Origin of the sequence: Enterobacter cloacae complex sp. 277I4 (genome assembly GCF_050031465.1) — a bacterium.
Taxonomy (GTDB): domain Bacteria; phylum Pseudomonadota; class Gammaproteobacteria; order Enterobacterales; family Enterobacteriaceae; genus Enterobacter; species Enterobacter cloacae.
Map to the genome: position 1 here is coordinate 4,782,630 of NZ_JBLGWC010000001.1, position 20,827 is coordinate 4,803,456.

Below are 20,827 nucleotides of genomic sequence, written 5' to 3' on the forward strand. Positions count from 1 at the left end.
CTTTTCTTAGTCGGGAGTAAAGTGGCGTAAATGTTGAACCGTCGCCAACCATGCTGCCACCCAGCCAATCATGGAGCAGACGAGCAGCAGAAGAAGGCACTCATCGAACCCTAAGCCACTGATATCAAACTTAGTTCCGAAGACCTGCGCCACCTCGGTCACGGCGGAGGAGAGCCGCATCACCAAAATTTCTGACAATATCAGTGAAAGAAATGCGCCGGAAAAACCGAGCAATGCGCCGCCGTAAAGGAACGGACGCAGGATGAAGCCATCCGTCGCACCAATCAGCTTTTGCACGTTGATGGTATCGCGGCGGGCGAAAATGCTCAGGCGCACGCTGTTACCGATGACGAGGAACACCGCCGCCACCATCAGCACGCCAATCATCGCCGACACGCGCCCCACCAGCCCGGTCAGTGCGGCAAGACGCGCAAACCAGCTGTCGTCCATGCGCACTTCATCAATGCCTTTAATGGTAGAGATGCGGTCGCGCAGCGTATTAAGCGAATCCGTTCCCTGGAAGTCGAGCTTTGGGATCACCACCGCCACGGCCGGCAGCGGGTTCTCTTCGAGCATATCCAGCGCGCCGCCAAAGCCTGACCAGTTACGGAACTCACCCAGCGCTTCTTCGCGGGAAAGGTAGTTCACCTTCTCCACGCCCTTCTCGGCCTGGATTTGCCCCACCACCTGCGCCGCGGCGTTATCGTCGAGCGCTTTGTCCAGATAGACCGTGATCTGCGGAGACGGATAATACTGCGACGCCGCCTGATTCACGTTCTTATAGACCATATAGCAGACGCTTGGCAGCGTCAGCGAAATGGCGATAACCATCACCGTCAGGAACGTCGCCAGCGGTTTACTTTTCAGATCCTGCAACGCGCCGTGGAAGGCGTAGCGTACCTGTTCATTGAACACGTTGGTTTTGCGGGAGTTTGGCTTCGGCGCGGCTTTCGCCCGCTTCGGCGCATTACGGTTACCGTCACCGCCACCCTGCGGCTTACGGAAACGGTCAAACCGGTTCCCGAACTGCCGAATCTGGTTCATTGCATCACGCTTGTTCACCGTGGCCTCCGTGCAAATGCCCGTCGCTCAGGGTCAGCATGCGGTACGAACGGCGGGAAATGAGCCCAATGTCGTGCGTCGCCATCAATACCGTCACCCCAACGCGGTTGAATTCCTCAAACAGACGCAAAATCCCTTCAGAAAGGGCGTCGTCCAGGTTACCGGTCGGTTCATCCGCCAGCAGTACCGCAGGCTTGTTCACCACCGCACGGGCAATGCCCACACGCTGCTGTTCACCGCCGGAGAGCTGGATCGGGAAGTTCTTCGCTTTGTCCAGCAGCCCGACCTTATCCAGCGCCGCAGAGACGCGACGGCGGATATCATCATAGCTGGCACCGGCAATAATCAGCGGGATCGCCACGTTATCGAAAACGGTGCGATCCATCAGCAGGTGGTGATCCTGGAAAATCATCCCGATCTGGCGACGCAGGAACGGCACTTCGCGGTTCTTAAGACGGCTAATCTCATGGCCGCTGAACCAGATTTTCCCGGCGCTTGGCCGTTCAATCCCACAGATAAGCTTGAGCAGGGTACTTTTCCCCGCGCCGGAATGGCCGGTCAGGAATGCCATCTCGCCTGGCTGCAGGTGGAAGGTCACCCCCTGCAGCGCTTGTCTCCCACCGAGATAGGCCTTGCTGACGTGTTCAAAGCGAATCATTGTTAGTCCTCTCGGGCAAATAATGCCTCAATAAAGTCGTCCGCCTTAAACGGACGCAAATCCTCAATACGCTCGCCCACACCGATGTAACGAATAGGAATGCCGAACTGATCGGCCACGGAGAAGATCACCCCGCCTTTCGCGGTGCCGTCCAGTTTGGTCAGCGTGATCCCGGTCAGTCCTACCGCTTCATGGAACAGCTTCGCCTGGCTGACGGCGTTCTGTCCGGTGCTGGCATCGATGGTCAGCATAATTTCATGCGGTGCGTCTTCGTCCAGCTTCTTCATGACGCGGACGATTTTCTTCAACTCTTCCATCAGGTGCGATTTGTTCTGCAAACGCCCTGCGGTATCGGCAATCAGGACATCCACATTTCGCGACTTCGCCGCCTGGATGGCGTCAAAGATCACGGACGCGGAATCCGCACCGGTGTGCTGCGCAATCACCGGAATGTTGTTGCGCTGACCCCACACCTGCAGCTGTTCAACCGCCGCCGCGCGGAAGGTATCACCCGCCGCCAGCATCACCGATTTACCCTGCTGCTCGAACTGACGCGCCAGTTTGCCGATGGTGGTGGTCTTCCCGACACCGTTAACGCCAACCATCAGAATAACAAATGGCGTTTTGCCTTCAATATTAAGCGGTTCGTCAACTTTTGCGAGAATTTCACCCATCTCGTCTTTCAGCAGGCCGTACAGCGCTTCGGCGTCGCGCAACTGTTTGCGGCTCGCCCCTTCGGTCAGGTTGGCGATGATCTTACGGGTGGTTTCCACCCCAACGTCCGCAATCAGCAACTGCTCTTCCAGCTCTTCAAACAGATCGTCGTCGATCTTTTTGCCGCGGAACAGACTGATAAATCCGGAACCTAAATTTTCTTTGGTTTTTAACAGGCTGCGTTTCAGGCGGGCAAAGAAACCTTCTTTGGTCGGTTTTTCCTGCTCCTGAACGATCTCCTCTTCGGCCTGCTCTTCCACGGGCACGACGATAACCGCTTCTTCAGCCGCCTGAGCGGCCAGCGCCTGGGCTTCCAGCTCTTCGTCGGTCAGCGCCGGCTCATGTGCCGCTTCTTCTTCCACCGCGTCGACAATTTCCACGGTTTCCGCTTCGGCCTGCCACTCTTCAGGGGAAACGTCCTCCGCTTTTACCTCTTCCGGCAGCGGCAACTCTTCATGTTCGATAACGGCCTGCGGCGCTTCAGTAACCGCTTCAACAACAGGTTCTGGCTTTTCGCTCTCCTGAACCTGTTCGGTGACCTCAACCACCTCTTCAGCAAAGGCTTCAGTCTCTTCTTTGCTGTGCGCATGCTCTTCCGCTTCGACAACCGCGGCGGTTTCTACAGGCGTTTCAGGCTGAGACTGCTCTTCAACGGCTTGTTGTTCTTCGGTTTTCTGTTCTGTTTCTTGCTCTTTTTCACCGAAACCCAGCCAGGAAAAGAAGCCACGTTTTTTTTGTTTTGCCATCTGCGACTACACTCCTCGCGGCGCTATATACATGGAAGCTAAAAAAATGATGAAATAGTCTAACACTTTACTTAATTGACATCACCGCCCGCAATCGCAGGCCAATTGTTAACAGAGCTTTCCTGAGATGAAGAAACCCAACCGCGCCCCAGCCGGTCAAATTCGTATTATCGGTGGCCAGTGGCGAGGCCGGAAACTCCCGGTGCCGGACAGCCCCGGTTTACGCCCAACCACCGACCGCGTGCGTGAAACGCTGTTTAACTGGCTGGCCCCGTCAATGGTAGACGCCCACTGCCTCGACTGCTTTGCGGGCAGCGGCGCATTAGGGCTGGAAGCCCTCTCGCGCTACGCCGCCAGCGCCACGCTGCTGGAAATGGAGCGCGGCGTCGCGCAGACGCTGCAGCAAAATCTGGCGACGCTGAAAGCCACCAACGCCAAAGTGGTGAACACCAATACGCTCAGTTTCCTCGCGCAGCCAGGCACGCCGCACAACGTGGTGTTTGTCGATCCGCCGTTCCGTAAGGGGCTGCTGGAAGAGACGTTATCCCTGCTGGAAAGCAACGGCTGGCTGGCGGATGACGCGCTGATTTACGTTGAAAGCGAAGTGGAAAACGGGCTACCGCCAGTGCCGGTTCACTGGGATTTACACCGCGAAAAAGTGGCGGGTCAGGTCGCTTATCGTCTGTATCATCGTCAGGCACAAGGAGAATCCAATGCCAGTACTGATTAATCTGGGACGTTTGCTGATGCTGTGCGTCTGGGCGTTTTTACTGCTCAATCTGGTGCATCCGTTCCCGCGCCCGATGAATATCTTTGTGAACGTGGCGTTTATCTTTACCACCTTCATGCATGCCCTGCAGATGGTGATGCTGAAAAACGGCCTGCCAAAAGACGGCCCGCAGATGACCGGCTGGCAGCAGCTGCGCGTGTTTATTTTCGGCGTGTTTGAACTGCTGGTGTGGATGAAGAAGTTTAAGGCGCAGGTGAAGAAGTAAGGTGCGGTCTGATGCCCTCACCCTAACCCTCTCCCACTGGGAGAGGGGATCGTATTATTCAGCCCTGAACCCTTCAAACCGCGACCCTTTGTAACTCAGCATCCCTTTCTCACCTACCGTCAGCTGATGGTACTGCTGCGCCTCCAGGCGGAAGGTCATCTCCAGGCCGCCCGTTTCCGGCTTAAAGCTCGCTTCATAGCGCATGGTCGTTCCCGCAGGGGTAACCTGTTGCTGGCGCGAGCGCCGGTCATTAAGGGGTTTTTCACGTTTATTGCTCACCACCACGCGCTTTTGCATCAACGGCGCGGCGTCGTTATCCGCCTTCTCGCGGCGCTGCTGCACAAAACGGAACGAGGCGGCAATGACGATAATCGCCACCACGATAATGAAAAACAGCGGCATCTTGCTCATTCAACAATCCCATAAGATTATGCGGAATTCAGGATACCCTGACTCCCCCGGCATTGCCAAACGCCTGCCCGCATCACTACACTGAAGATGAAACTGATTATTCAGCCTTAACAGATACAGGGAGTTAATATGCTTTGGTCATTTATCGCTGTCTGTTTTTCCGCATGGCTTTATGTCGATGCGTCATACCGCGGTCCGGCCTGGCAGCGCTGGTTGTTTAAACCCGTCACGCTGTTGCTGCTCCTGCTGCTTGCCTGGCAAGCGCCGATGTTTAACGCCATCAGCTACCTGGTCCTCGCCGGGCTGTGTGCTTCTCTGATTGGCGATGCCTTGACCCTGTTGCCGCGTCAGCGTCTGCTGTATGCCGTGGGGGCGTTCTTCCTGTCGCATCTGCTTTACACCATCTACTTTGCCAGCCAGATGACGCTATCCTTCTTCTGGCCGCTCCCGCTGGTGCTGCTGGTGATCGGCGCGCTGTTGATCGCGGTGATCTGGTCACGCCTGGAAGAGATGCGTCTGCCCGTCTGCACGTTTATTGCCATGACGCTGGTGATGGTGTGGCTGGCCGGTGAACTGTGGTTCTTCCGCCCAACCTCACAGGCGATGTCCGCTTTCTTTGGCGCGGCGTTGCTGTTAATCGGCAATATCGTCTGGCTGGGCAGCCACTATCGCCGTCGTTTCCGGGCTGATAACGCGATTGCCTCCGCCTGTTACTTTGCCGGGCACTTCCTGATTGTGCGTTCGCTGTATATCTAAATAAGCCTTGACTCTGGAGTCGACTCCAGAGTGTATGCTGCGGTTAATGAGAAAATTATCATTACCGGAGAGTGCCATGTCGACTCCAGAAACACCTAAAAAAGCCCCACACTTTTCAGCATTTAAGCTTAGCCCGGTGCCAGCGAAAGATGACTGCTGCTGTGACGGGGCATGCGAAACGCAAAACGCGCCGCCGCTGCCTGAAAGCGGAAACCATTACAGCTGGGTGGTTGACGGCATGGATTGCGCGGCCTGCGCACGCAAAGTCGAAAATGCGGTAAAACAGATCCCCGGCGTCAGCCACGTGCAGGTGCGCTTTGCGACCGAAAAACTGCTGGTCAGCGCCGAGAGTGACGTTAGCGAGCAGGTTGTGTCCGCGGTCAGCCAGGCCGGTTATTCCCTGCGTAGCGAAACGACCCCCGCCGAAAAAACCGCTCCGCTGCGAGAAAATCTGCCCCTTATCGCGCTCGTGATGATGATGGCCCTGAGCTGGGGTTTGGAGCAGATCAACCACCCGTTTGGCAATCTGGCGTTTATCGCCACCACGCTTGTCGGGTTGTATCCCATTGCCCGTCAGGCGCTGCGGCTGATGAAAAGCGGCAGCTGGTTCGCCATCGAAACGCTGATGAGCGTGGCGGCTATCGGCGCGCTGTTCATTGGTGCCACAGCGGAAGCGGCCATGGTGCTGCTGCTGTTCTTAATTGGCGAACGTCTTGAAGGCTGGGCGGCAAGCCGGGCGCGTAAAGGGGTCAGCGCCCTGATGGCGCTTAAGCCCGAAACCGCCACACGAGTAGCCGGAAACGAACGCCAGACGGTGGCCATTAACGCGCTGCGTCCAGGCGATGTGATTGAAGTCGCTGCCGGAGGGCGCCTGCCTGCGGACGGTACCCTGCTCACCGCCACCGCGAGCTTCGACGAAAGCGCCCTCACCGGGGAGTCGATTCCGGTTGAACGCACGGCCGGTGAAAAAGTACCTGCGGGCGCCACCAGCGTCGACCGTCTGGTCCAGCTTACGGTACTTTCCGAACCCGGTGACAGCGCCATCGACCGTATCCTGAAGCTGATCGAAGAGGCCGAGGAGCGTCGCGCCCCCGTCGAGCGATTTATTGACCGCTTCAGCCGGATTTACACCCCCGCCATCATGCTGGTTGCCCTGCTGGTCACTATCGTTCCGCCGCTGTTCTTTGGTGCGCCGTGGGAAGGCTGGATTTACAAAGGTCTGACCCTGCTGCTGATTGGCTGTCCGTGTGCGCTGGTGATCTCCACCCCGGCGGCCATTACCTCCGGTCTGGCGGCAGCGGCACGTCGCGGTGCCCTGATAAAAGGCGGCGCGGCGCTGGAACAGTTAAGCCAGGTGCAGCAGGTGGCGTTCGATAAAACCGGCACCCTGACCGTCGGCAAGCCGCAGGTCACCGGCGTGTATCCGCAGGATATCGTTGAAGATGAACTGCTTACGCTGGCCGCCGCCGTAGAGCAGGGTTCCACTCACCCGCTGGCGCAGGCGATTGTGCGTGAAGCGCAGTCGCGCGGGCTGGCCATTCCGGCGGCAACGGCGCAGCGGGCGCTGGTCGGGTCCGGGATTGAGGCCGACATCGACGGTAAAAAGGTGCTGATTGTCGCGGCGGGTAAGTCTTCTAACTCAGAGGTTGAGGCGTTAGAACAGACCGGACAAACTGTCGTAACCGTCATGCAGGACGGCATCGCCAAAGGCATGCTGGCACTGCGCGATACCCTGCGTGATGATGCGAAAGAGGCCGTCGCGGCGCTCCATCAGTTGGGCATCCAGGGTGTGATCCTCACCGGCGATAACCCGCGTGCCGCCGCCGCGATTGCCGGAGAGCTGGGGCTGGACTTTAAGGCCGGATTACTGCCTGCGGACAAGGTCAGTGCCGTGACGGAGCTGAACAGCCATGCTCCGCTGGCGATGATCGGCGACGGAATCAACGATGCGCCAGCGATGAAAGCATCCACCATCGGGATTGCCATGGGCAGCGGTACCGACGTGGCGCTGGAAACCGCCGATGCCGCGCTCACCCATAACCGCCTGACCGGGCTGGCGCAGATGATTTCCCTGGCACGCGCCACGCGCGCCAATATTCGCCAGAACATCAGCATCGCCCTGGGGCTGAAAGGGATTTTCCTCATCACCACCCTGCTCGGCATCACCGGCCTGTGGCTGGCGGTGCTGGCGGATACCGGCGCGACGGTGCTGGTGACGGCCAACGCGCTCCGCTTACTGCGACGCAAATAACACGCAATGCACGCCTGGCCGGGTAAAGCGTAACGGCAACCCGGCCTTCCCTTCTCAAAAATCTAAACCAGCGTTTCAGAAATTCACGCTTTTGTGAGGCGCTTCACCTCCGTTTTCCAGGCCATAGTGTAATTTTTAAACGTACAAAACTAAAACACCGTTTTAACACTTACCTCACTACCCTGGAGTTGACTTGATGAAAACGACCCTCAAGCCGTTACTGGCCGCTCTGTGTCTGTCTGCTTTTGCCTGCTCCGTTTCTGCGCAAACCATTAAAGCCGCCGATGTGCATCCTGAAGGCTACCCGAACGTGGTAGCCGTACAGCACATGGGGGAGAAACTCAAACAACAAACCGACGGCAAGCTGGAGATCAAGGTCTTTCCCGGCGGCGTGCTCGGGGATGAAAAGCAGATGATTGAACAGGCGCAGATGGGGGCGATCGACATGATCCGTGTCTCCATGGCTCCGGTGGCGGCGATCCTGCCCGATATCGAAGTCTTTACCCTGCCCTATGTGTTCCGCGATGAAGACCACATGCACAAAGTCATCGACGGCGATATCGGCAAGCAGATTGGCGACAAACTGACCGCCAACCCCAAATCGCGGCTGGTGTTTCTCGGCTGGATGGATTCCGGCACCCGTAACCTGATCACCAAAACGCCGATCGTCAAACCGGAGGATCTGAAAGGCAAAAAAATCCGCGTTCAGGGAAGCCCGGTGGCGCTGGCGACACTGAAAGACATGGGGGCTAACTCGGTGGCAATGGGGGTCAGTGAGGTCTACAGCGGCATGCAGACCGGCGTAATCGACGGCGCTGAGAATAATCCGCCGACCTTCATCGCCCATAACTATATGCCGATCGCCAAAAACTATACCCTCAGCGGCCACTTCATTACCCCGGAAATGCTGCTCTACTCAAAAGTGAAATGGGACAAGCTCAGCGCAGACGAACAGCAGAAAATCCTGGCCCTGGCGCGCGAAGCGCAGTTCGAACAGCGCAAGCTGTGGCAGGCCTATAACGCCGAGGCGCTGGCGAAGATGAAAGCCGGTGGCGTGCAGTTCCACGAGATCGACAAATCGGTATTTATCAAAGCCACAGAGCCGGTGCGCGCGCAGTATGGCGAAAAGCATCAGGACCTGATGAAAGCCATTGCTGACGTTCAGTAAACGGAGAACGTATGTCCGAACTCTACCTGAAGTGGATGGACCGGCTGTATCTGCTCGCCATGGGCGTAGCGGGATGCGCGCTGCTGGTCATGACGGTGGTGATCCCGATTGGCATCTTCTCGCGCTATGTGCTGAATCGTGGTGAATCCTGGCCGGAGCCGATTGCCATCATCTGCATGGTGACCTTTACGTTTATCGGCGCGGCGGTGAGCTACCGTGCCGGGTCACACATCGCGGTGAACATGCTGACCGACCGACTGCCAGACATGCTGAAAACAGCGTGTGCGCGCGTGGTGGATCTGCTGATGCTGCTGACCTCGCTGATTATGTTCTGGTACAGCTACTGGCTGTGTGTCGAGCTCTGGGAGCAGCCGGTCGCCGAGTTTCCGATCCTGACGTCAGGGGAGAGTTATCTGCCGCTGCCGATTGGTTCTGCGGTGCTGATCCTGTTTGTCATTGAACGTCTGCTGTTTGGCTCACAGGAAAACCGTCCTGTGGTGCTGATCGGCAACCACAGTTAAGGGGTGAACAATGGATGCATTCGTTTTGTTATTCACCCTCGCCATTTTGCTGGCGCTGGGTATGCCGGTGGCGTTTGCCGTCGGCTTAAGCGCCGTCGCGGGCGCGTTGTGGATCGAGTTACCGCTCGAAGCGCTGATGATCCAGATCACCAGCGGGGTTAACAAATTTACCCTGCTGGCGATCCCGTTTTTCATCCTGGCGGGGGCGATCATGGCGGAAGGCGGCATCGCCCGACGGCTGGTGAATTTCGCGTATGTCTTTGTCGGTTTTATTCGCGGCGGGCTGTCGCTGGTGAATATTGTGGCCTCCACCTTTTTCGGCGCGATTTCCGGTTCATCGGTGGCGGATACGGCCTCCATCGGCAGCGTGATGATCCCGGAGATGGAGAGAAAGGGGTATCCCCGCGAGTATGCGGCGGCGGTCACCGCCAGCGGGTCGGTGCAGGCGATTTTAATCCCGCCCAGCCACAACTCGGTGATCTACTCGCTGGCCGCAGGCGGTACGGTCTCCATTGCCACGCTGTTTATCGCAGGCGTGCTGCCGGGGCTGCTGCTGGGACTGTGCCTGATGACGCTGTGCCTGTGCTTTGCCCATAAGCGCGGCTATCCAAAAGGCGAAAAAATCCCCTTCAAACAGGCACTGAAGATTTTGCTGGACGCTCTGTGGGGGCTGATGACGGTGGTAATTATCCTCGGCGGGATCATGTCCGGGATATTCACCGCCACCGAATCCGCGGCGGTCGCCTGTCTGTGGGCATTCTTTGTCACCATGTTCATCTATCGCGACTACACATGGAGCGAACTGCCTAAGCTGATGTGCCGGACGGTGAAAACGGTCACTATCGTGATGATCTTGATTGGCTTTGCGGCGGCGTTTGGCGCGGTGATGACCTACATGCAGTTGCCTGTGCGCATTACGGCGTTCTTCACCTCGCTCTCGGATAACAAGTACGTGATCCTGATGTACCTCAACATCATGCTGCTGCTGATTGGCACCCTGATGGATATGGCGCCGATCATTCTGATCCTGACGCCGGTGCTGTTGCCGGTGACCCAGTCGCTTGGGATCGACCCGGTGCATTTCGGGATGATCATGATGGTGAATCTGGGGATCGGGCTTATCACGCCGCCAGTGGGTTCGGTGCTGTTTGTGGCCAGTGCGGTAAGCAAGCAGAAAATCGAGCATGTGGTGCGCGCGATGCTACCGTTTTACGGCATGCTGCTGCTGGTGCTGGGAATGATAACGTACATCCCGGCGATTTCGCTGTGGCTGCCGGGATTGTTAGGCATGCAGTAGGGGGTTACCCCTTGCGGATTAAATACCGGTACGGCAGCGCTTCGGTCTGCTGTGCCACCAGTTCATGCTCCATAAAGGTACAAAAACCGGGGATATCGCGGGTGGTTGCCGGATCGTCAGCGATGATCAGCAGCGTTTCGCCGGTTTGCATATTGCGCACGGTTTTGCGCACCATCATTACCGGCTCAGGGCAGCGGAGGCCCTGCGCATCAAGGGTGTGGTCTGGAGTGGAAAACAGATCGGTCATGGTGTTCTCGGTCAGATAAAAACGGCTGTAGTTTACGCCCCGTAGCCAGCAATGCAAACCAGGTTAACGGTTGCGCAAAAACTAACCATTGCATTGTCCTGCCAAAGCAGTATCATGCTGCGGTTTTTATTGGGTTCCCTCACCCCAACGTATAAAAAGGTCACAATATGACGCCGTTTTCTGAATCGCAGCGCGTAAAAGCGTTGTTCTGGCTTTCGCTTTTTCATCTGCTGGTGATCACCTCCAGTAACTATCTGGTGCAGCTGCCGATCGCCATCTTTGGTTTCCATACCACCTGGGGCGCGTTCAGCTTCCCGTTTATTTTTCTCGCCACCGATCTGACCGTGCGTATTTTTGGCGCACCGCTGGCTCGCCGCATTATTTTTGCGGTCATGCTGCCGGCGCTGTTCGTGTCGTACGTTATTTCCTCCCTGTTTTACATGGGAAGCTGGCAGGGCTTTGAGGCGTTAACCCACTTCAACCTGTTTGTTGCCCGAATCGCCACGGCAAGCTTTATGGCCTATGCGCTGGGGCAGATCCTCGACGTGCACGTATTTAACCGCCTGCGTCAGAATCACCGCTGGTGGATGGCCCCCACCGCCTCGACGCTGTTCGGCAACGTCAGCGATACGCTGGCCTTCTTCTTCATTGCCTTCTGGCACAGCCCGGATGCGTTTATGGCCGAACACTGGATGGAAATTGCGCTGGTGGACTACTGCTTCAAGGTGCTTATCAGCATTGTCTTCTTCCTGCCGATGTACGGCGTGCTGCTGAATATGCTGCTGAAAAGACTGGCAGATAAATCTGAAATCACAGCATTGCAGGCTGGTTAAGGGTTCGCTTTATCAGTTGTGATAAGATGGACAAATGAGCCGTTATGGCCGTTTATCGAAAGGAAGAAGTCAATGCGCAATCTGGTTAAATATGTCGGGATTGGCCTGCTGGTTGTCGGCCTTGCAGCCTGTGATAACAGCGACACGAAAACGCCTGCTCAGGGCGCGTCTGCAGAGAGCAACGCAACCGGTCAGCCGGTGAACCTGCTGGACGGTAAACTCAGCTTCTCTCTGCCAGCGGATATGACTGACCAGAGCGGTAAGCTGGGTACCCAGGCGAACAACATGCACGTCTATTCCGATGCAACCGGGCAGAAAGCGGTGATTGTGATTGTGGGCGACGATACCAGCGAAGACCTGGCCGTGCTGTCCAAACGTCTGGAAGATCAGCAGCGCAGCCGCGACCCGCAGCTGCAGGTGGTGACGAACAAGTCCATCGAACTGAAAGGCCACACGCTGCAGCAGCTGGACAGCATTATCTCTGCAAAAGGTCAGACAGCTTACTCTTCCGTGGTGCTGGGTAAGGTTGATAACAAACTGCTGACCCTGCAGATCACCCTGCCAGCGGAAGATCAGCAGAAAGCGCAGACTGCCGCTGAAAATATCATCAACACCATCGTGATTCAGTAACACGTCAGGATGATGACGTGGCCTCCGGTGCCTGCATCGGGGGCCATTTTTTTAGCCGCCACGTGAGCATCAGGGCCATCACCACCAGACCCGCAGCCGCAAGATAGATAACCGGCACGCCTGCCCAGGCCATGACCAGCCCTGCCAGCGGCCCGGTAATGCCCAACGACATATCCATAAACACCGTGTAGGTTGCCAGCGCCGCCCCCTGATTCTGCGGCGGCACGGCTTTCACCGCCACCACACCCAGCGCCGGGAAGACCAGCGAAAAACCGGCTCCGGCGAAGAACACGCCAACTTTTGCCATCCACGGCGCGGTCGCTATACCGGTCAGCAGCAGCCCGACAATCTCAACCGCAAAGCAGATCATCGCCACATTCAGCCCGCCCAGGCGGTTAATACCGTTCGGGAAGAGCAAACGGGCACCCACAAACGCACAGCTGAACAGGGTTAACGCAAAGGCCGCCCCATCCCAGCCTTTGGCGTCATAAAACAGCGTGATAAAGGTGGCGATCACCCCAAAGCCGGTAGTTGCCAGCGCCAGTGCCATACCATACGGCCAGACGCGCCCCAGCACTGCCCGGAACGGCAGCGGTTTACCTTTGCTGGCCTTCACTTTCGGGCGCGGCAGGGCAAACAGGATCGCCACCAGCGCGACCACCATAATGGTGCCCGCCAGCCCGTACAGTCCGCCATACGCATAGCACATCACCCCAAGCGGGGCGCCAAGCGCCATTGCCCCGTAGGTGACAATGCCGTTCCAGGAGATGACCCGGCCAATGTGCGGTGCCCCGACCACGCCTACGCCCCACAGCGTCGAGCCGGTTCCTGCCAGGCTTTGCCCAATACCGAGGATCACCCGGCCCAGGCACAGCAGCACCAGGCTGACCAACGGCCAGTGGCTGGTCGTTGCCGCCAGCAGGTAACTCAGGCCACTGAGAAAACAGCCGCATAATCCTGTGATCACAATGCTCTTCGGCCCGAACAGATCCGCGTAGCGACCCGCATGCGGGCGGCTCAACAGCGTGGCGAAGTACTGCAGGCTAATCACCAGCCCCGCCCAGAATGCGCTAAACCCCATCACGTCATGCACATAGCCCGGCAACACCGCCAGCGGCAGGCCAATCGTCAGATAACTGGCAAAGTTAAAAATCACAACGGAGACAATGCGCAGATTAAGGCGTAATCCGCTTAATGCCGGTTCGGCGGCGGGTTCGGGCATGAGGTTTTACCTGGATTTTTGCAACAGTGTTTCACTATTACCACGACGCCAGCAGAAAATCAGCAGCGACTTTCAGATTAACGGTGCCAGACGAAGCGAAACCCGCGCACTACACTTAACGGGCAATCACATTAAGGAACACGAATGACCCCTAACCCGCCCGACAAAGCAGGACTCCACATCCTGTTAAAACTCGCCTCTCTGGTGGTGATCCTCGCCGGTATCCATGCTGCCGCCGATATTATTGTCCAGCTTCTGCTGGCGCTCTTTTTTGCCATTGTGCTTAACCCGCTGGTGACCTGGTTTTTGCGCCGGGGTATCAGCCGCCCGGTGGCCATAACCATTGTGGTTATCGTGATGCTGATTGCCCTCACCGCTCTTTTCGGCGTGCTGGCCGCCTCGCTGAGCGAATTCTCCACGATGCTGCCGCAATACAACAAAGAGCTGACGCGCAAGATCGTGGCGCTTCAGGAGATGATGCCGTTTCTGAATCTGCATATTTCGCCGGAACGGATGTTGCGCCGGATGGATTCCGAAAAAATCATGACCTACGCCACCACGCTGATGACCGGCCTGTCCGGCGCTATGGCCAGCATTTTGCTGCTGGTCATGACGGTGGTGTTTATGCTGTTCGAAGTGCGCCACGTGCCCTATAAGCTGCGCTTTGCGCTGAATAATCCGCAAATTCACATCGCCGGTTTACACCGCGCGTTAAAGGGCGTCTCCAAATATCTGGCCTTAAAAACCCTGTTGAGCGTCTGGACCGGCGTGATTGTCTGGCTGGGGCTGATGCTGATGGGCGTGCAGTTCGCGCTGATGTGGGGAGTGCTGGCGTTTTTGCTGAACTACGTGCCCAACATTGGCGCGGTACTCTCCGCCGTGCCGCCCATGATTCAGGCGTTTCTGTTTAATGGCTTTTATGAGTGCATGCTGGTGGGGGCGCTGTTCCTCGTGGTGCATATGGTGCTGGGGAATATTCTTGAACCACGGATGATGGGCCACCGGCTGGGCATGTCGACGCTGGTGGTATTCTTATCCTTACTGATTTGGGGATGGCTGCTGGGCCCGGTTGGGATGCTGCTGTCGGTACCGCTCACCAGCGTCTGTAAAATCTGGATGGAGACCACCAAAGGCGGCAGCAAACTGGCGATACTGCTGGGGCCGGGCCGACCCAAGAGTCGGCTTCCCGGTTAATCGTCTGGGGTGAGACGGAACATGACGCTACGGGAAATTTTTAGGAGAAACGTTATTCGCAAGCCTGCGACAACACTGTACGATGTACGCTGTAACATCGCGCTTGCGAAGTAAAAATCACAGAAACAGGTTTATCGCGGACGCGCGTAGATGAAATTTACCCTCACCATTATCGACTGGCAGGCCAGAGCGCCAGGACTCAGCGATGCCGACGCATGGCAGGCATGGTCGCGCCAGTCTGACGCCATCGATCCCGCCGCGCCGCTTGCAAAACTGACCGATCTGCCGATGATGACCGCCCGCCGCCTCAATTCGGGCAGTAAACTGGCGGTGGATATTGGTCTTGCGATGCTGCGCAAACATCGTATCGATGCCGTGGTCTACAGCAGCCGCCATGGCGAGCTGGAACGCAACTACCGTATTCTGCAAGCGCTGGCGACGGAGCAACCCGTCTCCCCCACCGATTTTGCAATGTCTGTTCATAACGCCGCGGTCGGCAATCTTACGATCACTGCAGGTCAGCCGATTGTCTCATCCTCGGTCTCCGCCGGGATGGACACCTTCCAGCAAAGTTTGTGCGAAGTGTTGAGTCTGCTTCACGCGGGCTACTCCCGCGTTTTGCTGGTGGATTTTGACGGCGTCCTGCCCGCGTTTTATCACGCCGGGCTCCCGCCGCAGATGCCCGTCTGGCCTTACGCCCTTGCGCTGGTGATTGAAGCCGGGGACGCGCTCTGCTGTGAAACCCATCGCGAAAGCACAGGGGAAGAGCCCGCGCTGCCGCAAAGCCTTCAGTTCCTGCGACATTACCTGAGCGACGCGCGGCAATTTGCCCTGGCAGGCGAGCGTTTGCAGTGGCAGTGGACGCGCCAATGAGCCAGATCCTCTCCCGCCTCGATCGGTTATGGCGCATGCTGATGACCGGGTTTTGCTTCGCCCTGTTTGGCCTTGGCGGGCTGCTGCTGTCGCTGGTCTGGTTTAACCTGCTGCTGATTTTTCAGCGCGATCGCACGGCACGCCGCCGACTGGCGCGACGCAGCATCTCCGCCAGTTTTCGGCTGTTCCTGGCGGTCGTTCGCGGAACCGGCGTGCTGGATTACCGCTTTAACAATCTGGACGTTCTGCGCGCCGAGCGCGGCTGCCTGGTGATAGCCAACCATCCTTCGCTGCTGGACTATGTGATCCTCGCCTCGGTGATGAACGAAACCGACTGTCTGGTGAAAAGCGCGCTGCTGCGTAACCCCTTTGTCAGCGGCGTGATCCGTGCAGCCGATTACCTGATCAACAGCGAAGCAGAAACGCTGCTTCGTGCCAGCCAGCAGCGTCTGGCGCAGGGCGACACCCTGCTGATTTTCCCGGAAGGCACCCGCACCCGCGTGGGCGAAGCCATTACCCTGCAGCGGGGAGCGGCGAATATTGCCGTTCGTTGCAACAGCTCTCTGCGCGTGGTGGTGATCCACTGTAGCGAACGCATGCTGGATAAACAGAGTCGCTGGTACAATGTGCCGCCCAAAAAACCCATTTTTACCGTGGATGTTCGCGAACGCATCAACATTCATGATTTTTACGATGCGAGCCAGCACGAACCTGCGCTGGCGGCAAGGCAGTTAAACCGGCATATGCAGCAGCAATTAACATCCGGTCTTCAATCTTTGTCAGGAATGAAAGATGCAAGCGCTCTATCTTGAAATTAAGAATCTCATTATCTCTACGCTGAATCTGGAAGAACTTACCCCAGAGGATATCGACACCGACGCTCCGCTGTTTGGTGACGGACTGGGTCTGGACTCTATTGATGCCCTGGAGCTGGGGCTGGCTGTGAAAAATCAGTACGGCGTAGTGCTTTCTGCCGAGAGCGACGAGATGCGTCAGCACTTCTATTCCGTTGCCACGCTCGCCGCTTTTATTCATCAACAACGCGCCTGAGAATGACCCGCTATGACAGAACAAGAAACCCTTTATCAGGAAGTCTCTGCGCTTCTTATTAAACTTTTTGAACTCGATCCTGAGCTCATTACGCCGCAGGCCCGGCTTTACGAAGACCTGGATCTCGACAGCATTGATGCCGTAGATATGGTGGTTAATCTGCAGAAGAAGACGGGGCATAAAATTAAGCCTGAAACCTTCAAAGCGGTGCGTACCGTTCAGGACATCGTCGACGTTGTGGAACAACTCCAGCGCGACGCCTGACGTGCCTGCCATTCCGCTCATCCCGATACTGACGGGCCTGATGCTGCTGGCCTGGCCGTTTTTGATTGGCTATGGCCTTGCAAGCCACCATTTGCAATGGATATTGCCCCTGATGGCGCTGGTGTTGCTGCTGCGTGTCTGGCAGACGCGCCAGCAGCGCGGCCCCTTGCGCTACGTTTTCCTGAGCGTGACGCTGGCCGGGGCAGTGCTGTGCGTGGCGAGCCTTTTCCACGCTCACCTGTGGGTGCTGTTTTATCCGGTGGTCGTTAATCTGGTGATGCTGGTGGTCTTTGGGGGCTCGCTGTGGACATCCATGCCGATGGTGGAACGGCTGGCGCGGATACGGGAGCCCCACCTGTCTCCTGCCGGGGTTCGTTACACACGTAAAGTGACGAAAGTCTGGTGCGGCTTTTTTATCGGCAATGGCGCAGTCGCGCTGTTTACCTTGCTGTACGCCGACCTGCGCCTGTGGACGCTGTGGAACGGGATGCTTTCCTACATCCTGATGGGAACGTTAATGGCGGGTGAATGGCTGGTGCGACAACGGGTAATAAAAAACGATGGATAAACCGCTTCCTCTGAGCCAGTGGCTAAACGCCCCGCGTCCTGATGAGACGCCTGTCGCCTGGCTTGACGATCGTATCTGGACGCTGGGCGATCTGCGCCACGATGTTACGCAGTTGGTCGACGCGCTGCGTCAGGAAGAGGGCGAGCGCTGGGCGCTCTGTTTTGAAAACGGCTATCTTTTTATCGTCGCCCTGCTGGCGACGCTTCATGCGGGTAAAACCCCCGTGCTCCCCGGGCACAGCCGGGGGGCGCAGCTTAATGAACAGCGGGCTATGTTCAGCGGCGTCCTGAGCGACACCACGCTCGAGTTTTCAGGGCGACTGCGGTTGGTCACCGCCACTGCGCCGACAAACACCCCCTTTTCCCCCTTGCCTGCCATTGACGAGACGCGCGTTATCGAGCTCTTTACCTCTGGCTCCACCGGCACGCCGCAGCGGGTGATTAAGCCGGTGATCGGCCTGGATCGGGAAGCCCGTCTGCTCGCCGATCGGTTTGGCGAACGGCTGACAGGCTGTCACGTCGTGGCCTCCGTGGTGTTGCATCATCTGTATGGCCTGACGTTTCGTGTTGTCTTACCCATGGCGCTTGGCCTGCCGCTGCATGCCTCCCTGCTGCAGTACGCAGAACAGCTGTCAGCGCTGCCGCAGGACAAACGGTACCTCTTTATCAGCAGCCCGGCATTCCTCAAGCGGCTCGACACCTCGCTTGTGCCGCCTCCGGTTGCCCTGCTGCTCTCAGCCGGGGGCGAACTGCCCTGGCGCGACATCATTCCTTGCCATGACTGGCTGAACGTCTGGCCTGATGAAATTTACGGCAGCACCGAAACGGGCGTTATGGCCTGGCGTCACCGTCTGGATGAGACAACGCTCTGGCAGCCGTTTCCCGGCGTGACGTTCCACGGCGATCGGGTGACGTCGCCACTGATCCGCGAGGCTGAAGGAGTCGTGCTGGATGATATCCTGCATTTCGCGGCTGACGGGCAGTTCAACATCATCGGACGCCGTGGCCGGGTGGTCAAAATTGAAGATAAACGCATTTCGCTCGATGAGATTGAGCAGCGGTTACTGGCGCTGGACGGCATCTGCGACGCCGCCGCGCTGGCGGTCACTCGCCGTGGTCGTCAGGCCATTGGCGTGCTGCTGGTACTCAGTGACGCGGCGCGCTTGCACAGAGACAACGGGGGTAAAAATGCCCAGGAATCCGCGTGGCGTCGCGCCCTTCGCCCCTGCCTTGAACCGGTTGCCGTGCCCCGCTACTGGCGCATTGTCGATGAAATCCCGGTCAACAGTATGAACAAGCGTGTGACTGCACAGCTACAGGAGTTATTTCATGAAGATTCATGAAATCGATCGCCACCAGACTCATCCGGAGCATCTGGAGATAACGCTTTATCTTGATCCTGACCAGCTCTGGTTTAAGGGACATTTTGCTGTCCAGCCCCTGCTCCCTGGCGTTGCACAACTCGACTGGGTGATGCATTACGCTACCACCCTGATGGCACCGGGCTACCGTTTTCACAGCATTCAGAATGTGAAGTTTGCGGCCCCGCTGTTGCCGGACAACACGGTGACGCTGATCCTTGACTGGCACCCTGCCCGTCAGATGCTCAGCTTCAGCTACCAGCGCCATGCGGGCAGTGAACGCCATACCGCCAGCAGCGGGAAGATTCGCCTATGTCAGTAACGTTCCGCCCCTGCGTGTTGATCCCCTGCTACAACCACGGTGCGATGATGGCCGCGGTGCTCGCACGTCTGGCACCGTTTGACCTCCCGTGCCTGGTGGTTGACGATGGCAGCGAAGAGAGCACGCACCACATCCTGGCGCAGTTAGCGGAGCAGCATCCGCAGGTTACGCTGCTGCGTCTGGCGAAAAACAGCGGCAAAGGCGCGGCGGTAATGGCGGGGCTGAAAGCCTGCGCAGAGCGCGGCTTCACTCATGCAATCCAGGTGGATGCCGACGGCCAGCACGCTATTGAAGATCTCCCCCGTTTTCTGGCGCTGGCGCAACGTCACCCCGAGGCGCTGATTTCCGGTCAACCCGTTTACGATGACTCCATACCCCGTTCGCGCCTTTACGGACGCTGGATAACGCACGTCTGGGTCTGGATTGAAACGTTGTCCCTGCAGCTTAAAGACAGCATGTGCGGCTTTCGGGTCTATCCGATCACGCCGGTGATGCAGCTTGCCGCACGTACCCCGCTCGGCAAGCGCATGGACTTTGATACTGAAGTGATGGTCCGCCTCTACTGGCAGGGCACGCCCAGCTATTTTCTGCCCACCCGCGTCACCTACCCGGCAGACGGTGTATCTCACTTCGATGCGCTAAAAGACAACGTGCGCATCTCGCTGATGCATACCCGTCTGTTCCTGGGGATGCTGCCGCGCATCCCTTCCCTGCTGATGCGCCGTCGCCCGCAGCACTGGGCGCAACAGCAGGAGGTCAAAGGGCTATGGGGTATGCGCCTGATGTTACGCGTCTGGCAACTGCTTGGGCGCAAGGCCTTCACCCTCCTGCTGTGGCCGGTCACCGCCGTTTACTGGCTTACCGCCCGTGCGGCGCGTCAGGCGTCGCGGCAATGGCTGAGGCGGGTTAAAGAGGTCATGGCACAGCGACAGATCCCACCGCCCCCCCGGCTGAACAGCTTTTTTCACTTCCTGCGTTTTGGTCATGCCATGCTGAACAAAGTGGCCAGCTGGCGCGGCGAGATGAAGCTGCATCGCGATCTGGTGTTTGCACCGGGTGCCCGCGAGGCGCTGGGGCTGGACGATCCACAGGGTAAACTGCTGCTGGCCTCGCATCTTGGCGACGTGGAAGCCTGCCGGGCGCTGGCACAGCGTGAAGGGGGGAAAACCATCAACGCCCTGGTCTTTAGCGATAACGCCCAACGCTTTAAGCAGATTATGGAAGAGATGGCTCCGCAGGCGGGCATTCACCTGATGCCCGTCACTGACATCGGCCCGGAGACCGCTATCCTGATCAAAGAAAAGCTGGATCGCGGCGAATGGGTGGCCATCGTGGGCGATCGTATCGCCGTCACGCCGCAGCGCGGCGGCAGCTGGCGCGTGATCTGGAGCGCGTTTATGGGCCAGCCCGCGCCGTTCCCGCAGGGGCCGTTTATCCTGGCCTCCATTCTGCGCTGTCCGGTGGTGCTGATTTTTGCCCTCAGCCAGCAGGGGACGCTGACCCTGCACTGCGAACCGTTCGCCGACCCGCTGCTGCTGCCGCGCGGTGAACGTCAGCAGGCGCTGCAACATACCGTCGATCGCTACGCGCAGCGGCTGGAACATTACGCCCTGCTGTCACCGCTCGACTGGTTTAATTTTTTCGATTTCTGGCAACTGCCCGAAATCAGCGAGAAGGAGTAAAGG

At 57.8% G+C, this 20,827-nt stretch carries 23 protein-coding genes and 1 pseudogene; 18 read left to right on the plus strand and 6 right to left on the minus strand.

Features of this window, described 5'->3' with window-relative positions; translation table 11 throughout:
- Window positions 1-6: 6 nt before the first annotated feature.
- Genes ftsX through ftsY form a run of 3 tightly spaced genes read right to left on the minus strand, consistent with a single transcriptional unit; the run spans window position 7 to window position 3,180 of the window.
- Entirely contained in the window at window positions 7-1,062 is a 1,056-nt protein-coding gene (gene ftsX / locus ACQG19_RS23305; RefSeq protein ID WP_013099139.1) for a permease-like cell division protein FtsX, read from the minus strand.
- A complete protein-coding gene (ftsE, locus tag ACQG19_RS23310; protein WP_013099140.1) occupies window positions 1,049-1,720 on the minus strand; it encodes a cell division ATP-binding protein FtsE in 672 nt (223 codons plus the stop codon). Before ftsE ends, ftsX begins: the two co-directional genes overlap by 14 nt.
- A 2-nt stretch (window positions 1,721-1,722) precedes the next feature.
- Window positions 1,723-3,180, minus strand: coding sequence for a signal recognition particle-docking protein FtsY (ftsY, locus tag ACQG19_RS23315; protein ID WP_038985055.1), 1,458 nt, complete (start codon window positions 3,178-3,180; stop codon window positions 1,723-1,725).
- Window positions 3,181-3,307: 127 nt separating this feature from the next.
- Here ftsY and rsmD point away from each other — a divergent pair, with 127 nt between their 5' ends.
- Together rsmD and ACQG19_RS23325 are read left to right on the plus strand one after the other, a co-directional pair.
- Window positions 3,308-3,910 (plus strand): 16S rRNA (guanine(966)-N(2))-methyltransferase, encoded by a 603-nt coding sequence (gene rsmD / locus ACQG19_RS23320; RefSeq protein ID WP_029883606.1) that lies wholly within the window; start codon window positions 3,308-3,310, stop codon window positions 3,908-3,910.
- The gene (locus ACQG19_RS23325) at window positions 3,894-4,175 is read left to right on the plus strand and encodes a DUF1145 family protein (protein ID WP_013099143.1); all 282 of its coding nucleotides are present in this window, start codon (window positions 3,894-3,896) and stop codon (window positions 4,173-4,175) included. Before rsmD ends, ACQG19_RS23325 begins: the two co-directional genes overlap by 17 nt.
- A 54-nt stretch (window positions 4,176-4,229) precedes the next feature.
- On the opposite strand, the gene ACQG19_RS23330 is transcribed toward ACQG19_RS23325, so the two are convergent.
- Window positions 4,230-4,586 (minus strand): DUF2500 domain-containing protein, encoded by a 357-nt coding sequence (locus ACQG19_RS23330; protein WP_029883607.1) that lies wholly within the window; start codon window positions 4,584-4,586, stop codon window positions 4,230-4,232.
- Between the two features lie 129 nt (window positions 4,587-4,715).
- Between ACQG19_RS23330 and ACQG19_RS23335 the strand changes: the two genes are divergently transcribed.
- The 5 genes from ACQG19_RS23335 (at window position 4,716) to ACQG19_RS23355 (ending at window position 10,579) form a co-directional block, all read left to right on the plus strand.
- Window positions 4,716-5,342 (plus strand): lysoplasmalogenase, encoded by a 627-nt coding sequence (locus tag ACQG19_RS23335; RefSeq protein ID WP_013099145.1) that lies wholly within the window; start codon window positions 4,716-4,718, stop codon window positions 5,340-5,342.
- Between the two features lie 76 nt (window positions 5,343-5,418).
- On the plus strand, window positions 5,419-7,593 hold the full coding sequence (gene zntA, locus ACQG19_RS23340; RefSeq protein ID WP_246932324.1) for a Zn(II)/Cd(II)/Pb(II) translocating P-type ATPase ZntA: 2,175 nt from the start codon (window positions 5,419-5,421) through the stop codon (window positions 7,591-7,593).
- Window positions 7,594-7,789: 196 nt separating this feature from the next.
- On the plus strand, window positions 7,790-8,761 hold the full coding sequence (locus ACQG19_RS23345) for a TRAP transporter substrate-binding protein (protein WP_246932323.1): 972 nt from the start codon (window positions 7,790-7,792) through the stop codon (window positions 8,759-8,761).
- 11 nt (window positions 8,762-8,772) lie between these two features.
- Window positions 8,773-9,282, plus strand: a complete 510-nt coding sequence (locus tag ACQG19_RS23350; RefSeq protein WP_023621484.1) for a TRAP transporter small permease — start codon at window positions 8,773-8,775, stop codon at window positions 9,280-9,282.
- 10 nt (window positions 9,283-9,292) lie between these two features.
- Window positions 9,293-10,579 carry a TRAP transporter large permease gene (locus tag ACQG19_RS23355; protein WP_023621483.1) on the plus strand — a complete coding sequence of 429 codons (1,287 nt, stop codon included), beginning with the start codon at window positions 9,293-9,295 and terminating at the stop codon, window positions 10,577-10,579.
- Between the two features lie 4 nt (window positions 10,580-10,583).
- Here ACQG19_RS23355 and tusA read toward each other — a convergent pair whose 3' ends face one another.
- Window positions 10,584-10,826 carry a sulfurtransferase TusA gene (gene tusA / locus ACQG19_RS23360; RefSeq protein ID WP_014833603.1) on the minus strand — a complete coding sequence of 81 codons (243 nt, stop codon included), beginning with the start codon at window positions 10,824-10,826 and terminating at the stop codon, window positions 10,584-10,586.
- 167 nt (window positions 10,827-10,993) lie between these two features.
- On the opposite strand from tusA, the gene ACQG19_RS23365 reads away from it, so the two are divergent.
- Both ACQG19_RS23365 and ACQG19_RS23370 read left to right on the plus strand, forming a co-directional pair.
- The gene (locus tag ACQG19_RS23365) at window positions 10,994-11,659 is read left to right on the plus strand and encodes a 7-cyano-7-deazaguanine/7-aminomethyl-7-deazaguanine transporter (RefSeq protein ID WP_013099151.1); all 666 of its coding nucleotides are present in this window, start codon (window positions 10,994-10,996) and stop codon (window positions 11,657-11,659) included.
- A gap of 72 nt (window positions 11,660-11,731) precedes the next feature.
- On the plus strand, window positions 11,732-12,289 hold the full coding sequence (locus ACQG19_RS23370; RefSeq protein ID WP_013099152.1) for a DcrB family lipoprotein: 558 nt from the start codon (window positions 11,732-11,734) through the stop codon (window positions 12,287-12,289).
- A gap of 4 nt (window positions 12,290-12,293) precedes the next feature.
- Here the strand turns inward: ACQG19_RS23370 and ACQG19_RS23375 are convergent.
- A pseudogene (locus ACQG19_RS23375) lies at window positions 12,294-13,546 on the minus strand (MFS transporter).
- A gap of 109 nt (window positions 13,547-13,655) precedes the next feature.
- Here ACQG19_RS23375 and ACQG19_RS23380 point away from each other — a divergent pair.
- The 9 genes from ACQG19_RS23380 (at window position 13,656) to ACQG19_RS23420 (ending at window position 20,824) form a co-directional block, all read left to right on the plus strand.
- Window positions 13,656-14,705: an AI-2E family transporter gene (locus ACQG19_RS23380; RefSeq protein ID WP_013099154.1), complete on the plus strand. Its 1,050-nt coding sequence runs from the start codon at window positions 13,656-13,658 to the stop codon at window positions 14,703-14,705.
- A 150-nt stretch (window positions 14,706-14,855) separates the two neighbouring features.
- Complete coding sequence (locus tag ACQG19_RS23385; protein ID WP_047351937.1) at window positions 14,856-15,578, plus strand: beta-ketoacyl synthase chain length factor; 723 nt, start codon at window positions 14,856-14,858, stop codon at window positions 15,576-15,578.
- A complete protein-coding gene (locus tag ACQG19_RS23390) occupies window positions 15,575-16,390 on the plus strand; it encodes a lysophospholipid acyltransferase family protein (protein WP_013099156.1) in 816 nt (271 codons plus the stop codon). Before ACQG19_RS23385 ends, ACQG19_RS23390 begins: the two co-directional genes overlap by 4 nt.
- A complete protein-coding gene (locus ACQG19_RS23395; RefSeq protein WP_010436544.1) occupies window positions 16,371-16,628 on the plus strand; it encodes a phosphopantetheine-binding protein in 258 nt (85 codons plus the stop codon). Before ACQG19_RS23390 ends, ACQG19_RS23395 begins: the two co-directional genes overlap by 20 nt.
- Window positions 16,629-16,640: 12 nt before the next feature.
- Window positions 16,641-16,892: an acyl carrier protein gene (locus tag ACQG19_RS23400; RefSeq protein ID WP_020687737.1), complete on the plus strand. Its 252-nt coding sequence runs from the start codon at window positions 16,641-16,643 to the stop codon at window positions 16,890-16,892.
- Entirely contained in the window at window positions 16,864-17,460 is a 597-nt protein-coding gene (locus ACQG19_RS23405) for a hypothetical protein (protein WP_246932320.1), read from the plus strand. The genes ACQG19_RS23400 and ACQG19_RS23405 overlap by 29 nt, the downstream gene beginning before the upstream one ends.
- Complete coding sequence (locus ACQG19_RS23410) at window positions 17,453-18,802, plus strand: AMP-binding protein (RefSeq protein WP_058678232.1); 1,350 nt, start codon at window positions 17,453-17,455, stop codon at window positions 18,800-18,802. The genes ACQG19_RS23405 and ACQG19_RS23410 overlap by 8 nt, the downstream gene beginning before the upstream one ends.
- Complete coding sequence (locus ACQG19_RS23415; RefSeq protein WP_148790524.1) at window positions 18,789-19,142, plus strand: hydroxymyristoyl-ACP dehydratase; 354 nt, start codon at window positions 18,789-18,791, stop codon at window positions 19,140-19,142. Before ACQG19_RS23410 ends, ACQG19_RS23415 begins: the two co-directional genes overlap by 14 nt.
- Complete coding sequence (locus ACQG19_RS23420) at window positions 19,133-20,824, plus strand: glycosyltransferase family 2 protein (RefSeq protein ID WP_246932318.1); 1,692 nt, start codon at window positions 19,133-19,135, stop codon at window positions 20,822-20,824. Before ACQG19_RS23415 ends, ACQG19_RS23420 begins: the two co-directional genes overlap by 10 nt.
- Window positions 20,825-20,827: the final 3 nt, after the last annotated feature.